We start from the raw sequence: 8,613 nt of genomic DNA on the forward strand, positions 1-8,613 counted from the left end.
CGCCGGCCGCTGGCGTGCCTTGCGGCGCAAGGTCACACTGTGTGGATCGGAGGTGACGCGTGCGGCGATCCGAGGTGCCCAGGCGCGAGCTGATCGGCCAGCGACAGCCGCCCGGAGGGCGGGACCGGCTACCGGCCGGCGGGCTGGAGTTCTTCGCGCTGCTCGCACGGCTGCTGCGACGACCCCGCCGCGGTGACCGGCGACTGCCGCTGCTCTGGCTGGTCCACTCCGACACCCTGGTCCACTCCGACACCCTGGTCCGCGCCGACACCTCGGATCTGATGGCGCCGCTGCGCCGGTTCCTCGGCCAGGGGCCCCGACGGCGGGTGCCGCACGCCGTGCTGGACGCCGACGCGCCCCCGGGCGCCGGGGACGTGCCGGCGTTGCTGCGCGAACTGCACCGGCAGCTCTCCCTGGAGGCGTTCGGCGCCGCGCGGCTGCGCTTCCGGCACTATCCGCTCGCCGACTGGCTGATGCACCAGAGCCTCAGCTTCGGCACCGACGCCGACGACAGCCGGGCGGCCCTGGTACGCCGGCTGCGCGATCGCCGGGGGACGCGTACCCCCGAGGCGCCGCCCTCCGGTGGTGACGCGGTGAGCATCGCCTCGCAGGTGGTGCTCTGGCTGGTCCGCCGCGCCGTGCCGAGTGTGGTCTTCCGGGCCGCCGTCTCCGGTCGGGTGCCGGTGCTCGGGCGGCACTACAACTGGTTCATGCGCCAGCAGTACCTGGCGCCCCGGCAGTCGGTCACCTTCCTCGGTTTCGCCGAGCGCCTCACCGCCGGCTGGCGCGACGGCGAGCAGCCCGACCAGGTCAACAAGCTGCTGCTGCACGCGTTCCTGGAGGACCTGCGGCAGGCGTACCGGCGTCGGCCCTGGCGCCCGTCGGACTGGCGGCGCACCGCGTACCCGGCGCTGCTGCTCGATCACGTCGCTCCCGGCAACGTCGGCGGCGAGCTGGTCCGCCTGATCGGCGACGTCCGCACCGAGACCGGCCGCAACGACCCGCTGCTGATCGTCGCCTCCGGCGGGCAACCCCCACCGGAGCTGCCCGAACCGCACCCGTTGACCGAGGCCGACGAGGCGTACGACGAGTGGGCCGAGGCGTTGCCGGAGATGCGGCGGCTGCGCCGCAAGGCCGCCTGGCTGGTGGCGTTGCGGCCCGACGACACCGAGACCGGCCCGCCGTCGCGGGGCGGGATGCGACCGTTCTCCGCGCCCGACCCGCCCTGGTGGTCGCGGCGCTTCCTGCCGGCCGCGCTCTGCCTGGTGCTGCTCGCCGCGGGTGGTGTGTGGGTGGGCAGCCGGTGGGGGCCGGGCTGCCACCCCTCGCTCACCGGCGGCCGGGTCTCGGTCGAGGTGGCCGGCAGCGGCGAGTGCGTCGGCTACAGCGACAGCGCGGCGCAGGTGTTCAACAACGACCCCGGCCAGGACCGGCTGCGCACCGTTCAAGAGCGCATCTTCGCGCAGAACCGCGCCGCCGAGGAGGTGTGGCAGCGCAGCGACCGACGCCGGCCCTTCCTCACCCTCGTCTACCTGGGCACGCTCACCGGCAACCGGACCCGCGCCGACGAGGAGTCGTACGTCTCCGAGCGGGAGGAGTTGGAGGGGATGGCGACCGCCCAGTACGCGTTGCTGAAGGAGTCGGCCGGCGCCGACGGCGCCGCGCTGCTGCGGATCGTGGTGGCCAACGGTGGCCGGCAGATGGTCTACGCCGACCGGGCGGTGGCGATGCTCGCCGAGCTGGCCCGGGACGACCCCACGGTGCTCGGGGTGGTCGGGCTGGTGGAGAGCCGGACCAGCACCGCCCGCGCGTTGCGCGAGCTGAACCAGATCGGCCTGCCGGTGTTGGCGCCCACCCTGTCGGCCGACAAGATGGACGCCAACTCCCGCCTCTACCTCCAGATCTCCGCACCGAACAAGGACCAGGTGAAGCTTGTCGACGCGTACGCCCAGCAGGTGCTGAAGACCAACGAGGCGCACGTCTTCTACACCACACTGGAGGGCAGCACGCTCACCGAGGACCTCTACGTGGGCACCCTCGTCGACGGGCTCCGACAACAGTTCGGCCCCCGGATCACCCGCCTCGACGAGTGGCGCAACGGGCAGCGGCTTGTCGACGAGTGCGGCTATCCCGGGTTGCTCTTCTACGCGGGTCGATGGTCGGAGTTCGACGGTTTCCTGCGGGCGCTGCGCGAGTGCGGCGGCAACCCGCCCCGCCACCTCGTGGCCGACGACTCGGCCAACCGGTACATGGCCAACCCGGGTCTGCGCGCCGCCGCGCCCGGGAACCTGCCCGTCACGTACGTCTCCAAGGCCGCGCTGGCCACCTGCGCCGCGCTGCGGGCCGCCCAGGACCGGCGCGACGACGACGCGCGGGCCAGCTTCCTGTCCTGGATCCAGGCCGACGACCTGCTCGACCCGCCGCGCTGCCGGCCCGGCTCCGAGGAGCAGGTCGGCGAGCGGGTCAGCCTCGCCTACGACGCGTCGATGATGATGGTCCGGGCGGTGGAGAGCCTCGCCGCCCGGCTGCACCACGCCGACCCCCGGCAACGCTGGGAGCCGACCTCGGTCAACCCGGTGGGCGTGCACGCCGAGGTGCTCCGGCAGAACGCCGGCCAGGGCTACCCGGGGGTCGCCGGGCTGATCCGGTTCACCCCCGACTCGGGTGAGCCGGTCGACAAGCGGCTGGCCCTGATGCGGGTGGAGCGGGTGCCCGACGTGGCGACGGCACCCGTGGAGGTGTTCCGCTGCGGGGTGGCCGACGCGTCCACCCCGGCGGCGTGCGGTCCGGTGTGACACGTCCGCACGGGACTGTCCGGTTGCCACCGACGTCCGTTAGGGTTCCTGGGACCAGGCGGCGTTGGCGTTGGGGGCAGAGGTTGGGCAGGCTCGCGTCGGCGTACGGGCAGGCGGTCAATGCCCACCGGGCGGCCCGAGCGCACCTGGACGCCGCCCGTAGCGCCCTCGGCGCGACGCCGGCGGCCGTGGCGCCGACAGGTGCCGCCGAGCTGGTGGCCCGCCTCGCCCACCTCGGTGGCGCCCTGGCCACTCCCGCGCCGGGCGTCAGGCCGCTGACGGACGAGCCGACCGCCGTACGGATCGGCGCGGCGTCCACCCCGGACGGCGGCTTCCCGGTGCTGGTGCCGCTCGGCGGCGGCCACCACCTGGCGTTGGACGCCGACGTCCGGGACCCGCAGGTCGCCGGGTTGTTGCGGGCGCTGGTGCTGCGGCTGGTCGCCACCGCGCCACCCGGTCAGGTCCGGGTCGCCGGCATCGACACCGCCGCGGTGGGCGCCACCTTCGGCCCGCTGCGCCCGTTGCTCGACGCCGGGGTGCTGAGCCCGCCGGCGACCGGCGAGGCCGAGGTGGCCGCGCTGCTCGACGCCGCCGAGCGGCACGCCCGCGCGGCACAGCACGCCCAGCCCGCCGCCCGGCACCTGCTGGTGGTGGTCGCCACCGCCGCGCCGCCGCCGCGCGAACTGGCCCGGCTCGCCGCGCTCACCCACGCCGGCCCGGCCGCCGCCGTCTGCGTGCTGCTCGCCGGCCACCCGTCCCGGCTGCCCGGCGAGACCCCGACGCCGCTGGGCGGCACCACCGCGATCCGGCTCAACCAGGGGTACGCGCACGTCGGCGACCCGCCCGGCGCCCCGTTCAGCGCCGACGGCACCGGTCTCACCGCTCCCGTGCTGCTCGACGGTGACCCCCCGTCCGCCTCGGTACGCGCGCTCGCCGAACACCTGGCCACCGCCGCCCGCCGCTCCGACGCGCTGCCCTTCACCGACCTGCTGCCCGAGCGGCGCTGGGTCGAGTCGGCCGGCAACGGCCTGCGCACGGTGATCGGTCGGGCCGGCGGTACCGCGCCGACCGTCGACACCCCACTGACGCTCGCGTTCGACGACGCCACCCCACACTGGCTGGTCGGTGGGCGTACCGGCGCCGGCAAGACCGTCTTCCTCCTCGACGTCCTCTACGGCTTGGCCGCCCGATACTCCCCGGCCGAGTTGCAGCTCTACCTGCTCGACTTCAAGGAGGGCGTGAGCTTCACCGAGTTCGTGCCCACGAGTCGGGATCCGTCCTGGCTGCCCCACGCCCGTGCCGTCGGCATCGAATCCGACCGCGAGTACGGTCTCGCCGTCCTGCGCGAGCTGCGCCGGGAGGCGCAACGCCGGGCCACCGCCCTGAAGCGGCACGGTGTCACCAAACTCGGCGACCTGCCCCGGGACAATCCGCTGCCGCGCATCGTGGCGGTCATCGACGAGTTCCACGTGCTGCTCGCCGGCAACGACGCGCTGGCCCGTGAATCCGTGGACCTGCTGGAGGAGTTGGCCCGCAAGGGCCGCTCGTACGGCATCCACCTGGTGCTGGCCAGCCAGAGCATGACCGGCATCGAGGCCCTCTACGGGCGGGCCGAGGCGATCTTCGGGCAGTTCGCGTTGCGGGTGGCGTTGCCCGGTGGTGGTGGGGTGCTCGACCAGCTCAACACCGCCGCCGCGGCCCTGCCGATCGGCTCCGCCGTGGTCAACACCGCCGCCGGCGCGGTCGGCGCCGACACGGTGCTGCGCTTCCCCGACGCGCACGCCGCGGCGGCGGACCTGGCCGCGTTGCGCCACGACCTGTGGCAGGCCCGGCCGGCGGGCTCGCGGGCACCCGCGGTCTTCAAGGGGTACGACGCCGCGCGGGTCGAGGACGACCCCACCTTCGCCGGGTTGCGCCCCGGTGGTCGGCGTCCGATGGCCCTGGTCGGCCGGACCGTCGACGTGCACGGCACCACCGCGCTGTTCCTGATGGACGCCACCCCCGGCCGGCACCTCGCCGTGGTGGGCACCGCGCCGGCCGGCGCGGACGTGCTGCGCGCCGCGACGCTCAGCCTGGCCCGCCAGCACCACCCCGGCGACGTCCGGTTCCAGGTGGCCTCCCTGGTCACCGCCGCCGCCGGTGTCGCCGACGACACCGAAACCGCCCTCCGGGCCGCCGGCCACGAGGTGCGGCGCCTCGACGCCGTCGGGCTGCGCGAGCGCATCGCCGCGCTGGCCGCCGAGCCCACCGGCCGCGAATACCTCGTGGTGTTCGGGATGGACGCCGCCGCGCCCGTCCTCGGGGCCACCGACCCGAGCACCTTCCGCTCCGGCCTGGACGACCTGCGTACCGTCCTGCGCCAGGGCCCCGGGCAGGGAGTGCACCTGCTCGGCTGGTGGCGTGGGCTGCGCCGGCTCGCCGACGACCTCGGCGGCACCCAGAACCGCGACGACGTCGCCTGCCTGGTGGCGCTCAACGTGCCCGGAAGCGAGCTGGCCCTGCACCTCGGCACGCACGACCTCGCCTACACACCCCGCGCCGACCGGGCGCTGCTGATCGACCGGCACGACCAGCGGACCCGACTGATCGTCCCGTTCGCCGGCGAGGCAGACGAGCCGGACTTCGCCGGCCAGGCAGACGAGCCGGACAGGGAGCGGTGACGGTGTCCTTCGAGGAGTACGCGGCGCTGGCCCGACAGCTCGCCGAGCAGCACCGTGCCGGGGAACAGCACGCCGCCGCCGAGTCCGCGCGCCGCCGTGACCTGCACGCCGCCGTCGACTACCTGCACCAGCGGCTCACCGCCCAGGGCCAGCGCCTCGACCAGCTCGGCCACGCGATCGGCGTCGACCAGCCACCCGCCGCCCCTGTTCCTGCCTCGGGCCCTGCCCCTGCCTCGGGACCGGGGGCGGGACAGAGGGCGTGGACGGCTGACGAGACTGGCGCCTGGCCCGGCCCGCCGTCTGGCGCCGGGTCGCCCTCCGCTCCCGGCTCCGGGTCGTCTCCCGTTTCCGACGCTGTCAGGGTGCCGGGAACCGGGGACGGGGCATCCGACGGCGCAGCCGGCGGGTCGGGGCGGGCGGGGGTCGGGGCGTACCTCCAGGTGCCGGCGGCGGAGGGGCGGCTGGCGTTGCCGACGACGACGGCGAGCCCGGCGGGCGCCGGGGTGCCGGCGCAGCGGGCGGCGGCGGTCGACCCGGTGGTGGAGCTGGAGCTGGCCCGGCGGATGGCCGACGAGGCCGACCGGCACGGGCAGCAGGCGGAGTTGCTGGCCCAGCGGCCGGCGCTCCTGCCGACGTGGTCGCCGCTGGCGCGGGCGGTCGCCGTCTACGCCGGCTGTGGGGCCGCTGCCGGTGTGGTCATGCTGGCCCTGGTGCTGGCCTCCGGCGTGGGCATTGTGGACGGGTTCACCCTCGGCGCGTGGATCTGCGCGGGGTTGCCGGCGGTGGCGTTCTTCGGTGGGTATCTGGTGCTGGGCCGGTGGGGGCGGCCGGCCATGGTCGCCGGCACCCCGCCGCGTTACCTGCCGCTCGGGTTCCTGATCTGTTTCCTGCTGGTGCCGATGGCGTACTGCGCCTACCTGCTGTTGGTCCGCGGCCTGCGCTGAGCCCCGCCGCGGTCCTGCCCGACCCGCGCCCGGCTTGATCGACTCGGGTTTCAGGAAGGCGGGGTGTCCGGGCCGCTTGGACACGCCGCCTTCAAGGAAACCGAGTCGATCTTTCGCTCCGTTGCGCTCACTGCCGGTCGGACTGGACCGGTGCGCCTGCCCGCTGGCGATCCGTGCCCTGCGGCGAATCGTCGGCGGTGTATGCGGCGGTAACCAGGATTTCGTCGAGTTCGCGGTCGGTGAGGCATTCGTCTTCGAGCAGCCCGAGCAGCAGCACAGTCCGCGCGACGACCGCCGCCGCGTCGTGGGGCACCGGCGGACGCTCACCGAGCGCCGCCCACACCAGCGCCTCGGCCAGCACCGGGTCGACGTCGTGCCCGGTCGCGTCGTAGCGTTCCCGGGCGGACGCCACGAACCGGATCACCGGCGCCCGATCCTGCCCGGCGACGAACCGACGCCGGACCGCTACCAACAGCGCACCGGCGAGCAGATCCGCGTACCGCCGCCAGTCCGACTCGGCAAACCGGCCCAGCCGGCGCTCGTGGCCGCGCAGTCGACCAGTCAGCAGGCCGCGTAGCGCCGCATGCGCGTCAGTCACCATCGTCGCTCCCTGATCATCGCGAGTGCTCTCCGGTGTGGGCTCGGCCTGGTCAGTCGATGCCGCCTGGTCACCAGCGCGCTCGCCGCCCGGCAGCCGCGGGCGATCACGTCGGCGCCGCCGGCGTCGTTGTCGTTGTCGTGGTCGGCGTGGCTGGCACTGTCGTTGTCGTTGTCGGCGTGGCTGACCCTGTCGTGGTTGTCGGCGCAGGCGTCGGCGTCGTCGCGGTGGCTGGTCCTGTCGTGGTCGGCGTCGGCGTGTCTGGTGGGCTGGGTCGGCGGGGGCGGTGCCGTCACCGAACATCCGGTCAGCGCCGCCACCGAACGCTCGATCCGGCACCCGCCGACCGCGAGGCGGGCAACGACAAGGTCCAATCGGGTGATCGCCGCCGCGAGGCGCCGGGCCGCGACCACGTCCGCCACCTCCCGGGTACGCCGCAGCCGGTCCTCGGTCGCACCCAACCGCCAGCGGACCCGGGCGGCCAGCGCGGCGGCCCGGTCCGCGTCGACCCGAGCGGCGTGCAGACCGGCGAGCAGGTCCCCGACCGAGCCTCCCGGTGATTCCCGATCGGCGGCCAAGCCGGCGTAGACCAGGCTCAGCGCCCGCCAGCACTCCGTGACCGCGTCCTGCCAGGGCAGCCGCCGGCCGGGCGGCCCTGCCCCGTGCAACTGTGCACCGGCCCGATCGGCGGCGGAGATGGTCGCCAGCCAGGCGGCACGTAGATCGTCCAGAGTGTCGGCGCTCATTCGCCCGCCTCGGCACTGGACTTGACCAGCAGGGCGAAGCGCACATCGGTACAGGGGTAGTCGACACCGCACTCGCACAGCCAGCGACGCACCACCCGGGGCGGATGGGCGAAGAGGACGTCGTCGGCGTCCTCGACGTCCTGATCGGACACGAGACGATGGCTTTGCTCGGCTGGGGCTGGGGCTGGGGCTGGGGCTGGTGGGTCGGTGGGGGATTCGTCGGGTCGATCGGGCATCGGGTGGCTCCCGTCGGGGGTTGTCTCCTAGCTGCTCACGGCTCCTGCGTCGGGGCGGCGTGTGGGCACGCCCCGGGACGCCCGGCCGAACGGGGGGACCGACCGACCGGGCGCTTCCTGCGCGGTGGGAACGACCAGCTCCGGGTTTGCAGACCTGGGAGCCGGTCGCTTCGAACTTTACACAACTAGTCACGGATAGCAAGCACAACAACACGTTACTTGTCACGAGTAGTAGCGCGTGATCAAATGACGGGGCAGACCTGGGAGTCCATATGCCCGTCAAACCGAAGTGGGAACGGCTCGCGGACCACATCCGGGGCCAGATCGAGTCAGGGGAGCTTGCGCCGGGGGACCAGTTGCCCTCCACGGTGCAGCTCAAGGCTCAGCACGGTGTTTCGACGACCGTGGTTCGGCAAGCCATCCTCGTCCTTCAGACTCAGGGTTGGGTGCAAGGTGTTCACGGGCTCGGCGTGTTCGTTGCCGACCGCTGAACGTCCGTCCGCCGATGTCTGTCGGTCCCGCGTGGTGCCAATCTTGGACACTTTCCGTTAGCGCGTAACTGTGCTGTCCCGAGACATGTGTCAAGGTGAAGTCCCGATAGATGTGTCATGGGTTGTTGATCATGTTGTTCGGG

The 8,613-nt window shown here is 73.9% G+C and carries 7 protein-coding genes; 4 read left to right on the plus strand and 3 right to left on the minus strand.

Features of this window, described 5'->3' with window-relative positions:
• Positions 1–59 precede the first annotated feature (59 nt).
• The 3 genes from ACPXBU_RS24815 to ACPXBU_RS24825 all read left to right on the plus strand — a co-directional run bounded on the left by ACPXBU_RS24815 (position 60) and on the right by ACPXBU_RS24825 (position 6,399).
• A complete protein-coding gene (locus tag ACPXBU_RS24815; protein WP_425759854.1) occupies positions 60–2,795 on the plus strand; it encodes a hypothetical protein in 2,736 nt (911 codons plus the stop codon).
• Positions 2,796–2,878: 83 nt separating this feature from the next.
• Entirely contained in the window at positions 2,879–5,455 is a 2,577-nt protein-coding gene (locus ACPXBU_RS24820) for an FtsK/SpoIIIE domain-containing protein (protein ID WP_425759855.1), read from the plus strand.
• A 2-nt stretch (positions 5,456–5,457) separates the two neighbouring features.
• Positions 5,458–6,399, plus strand: a complete 942-nt coding sequence (locus tag ACPXBU_RS24825; protein ID WP_425759856.1) for a hypothetical protein — start codon at positions 5,458–5,460, stop codon at positions 6,397–6,399.
• Between the two features lie 127 nt (positions 6,400–6,526).
• Here the strand turns inward: ACPXBU_RS24825 and ACPXBU_RS24830 are convergent, their stop codons facing one another.
• Genes ACPXBU_RS24830 through ACPXBU_RS24840 form a run of 3 tightly spaced genes read right to left on the minus strand, consistent with a single transcriptional unit; the run spans position 6,527 to position 7,895 of the window.
• On the minus strand, positions 6,527–6,997 hold the full coding sequence (locus ACPXBU_RS24830) for a hypothetical protein (RefSeq protein ID WP_425759857.1): 471 nt from the start codon (positions 6,995–6,997) through the stop codon (positions 6,527–6,529).
• Positions 6,994–7,743, minus strand: a complete 750-nt coding sequence (locus tag ACPXBU_RS24835; RefSeq protein ID WP_425759858.1) for a hypothetical protein — start codon at positions 7,741–7,743, stop codon at positions 6,994–6,996. The genes ACPXBU_RS24830 and ACPXBU_RS24835 overlap by 4 nt, the downstream gene beginning before the upstream one ends.
• Complete coding sequence (locus tag ACPXBU_RS24840) at positions 7,740–7,895, minus strand: hypothetical protein (RefSeq protein WP_357374398.1); 156 nt, start codon at positions 7,893–7,895, stop codon at positions 7,740–7,742. The genes ACPXBU_RS24835 and ACPXBU_RS24840 overlap by 4 nt, the downstream gene beginning before the upstream one ends.
• A gap of 356 nt (positions 7,896–8,251) precedes the next feature.
• Between ACPXBU_RS24840 and ACPXBU_RS24845 the strand changes: the two genes are divergently transcribed.
• Positions 8,252–8,470: a winged helix-turn-helix domain-containing protein gene (locus ACPXBU_RS24845; RefSeq protein WP_196925434.1), complete on the plus strand. Its 219-nt coding sequence runs from the start codon at positions 8,252–8,254 to the stop codon at positions 8,468–8,470.
• Positions 8,471–8,613: the final 143 nt, after the last annotated feature.

The organism is Micromonospora sp. DT231, assembly GCF_049847025.1.
Lineage (GTDB): Bacteria > Actinomycetota > Actinomycetes > Mycobacteriales > Micromonosporaceae > Micromonospora.

Coding starts and splice junctions, on each gene's coding strand:
- ACPXBU_RS24835 (WP_425759858.1), bottom strand. CDS start 7,743: ATGAGCGCCGACACTCTGGACGATCTACGTGCCGCCTGGCTGGCGACC.
- ACPXBU_RS24845 (WP_196925434.1), top strand. CDS start 8,252: ATGCCCGTCAAACCGAAGTGGGAACGGCTCGCGGACCACATCCGGGGC.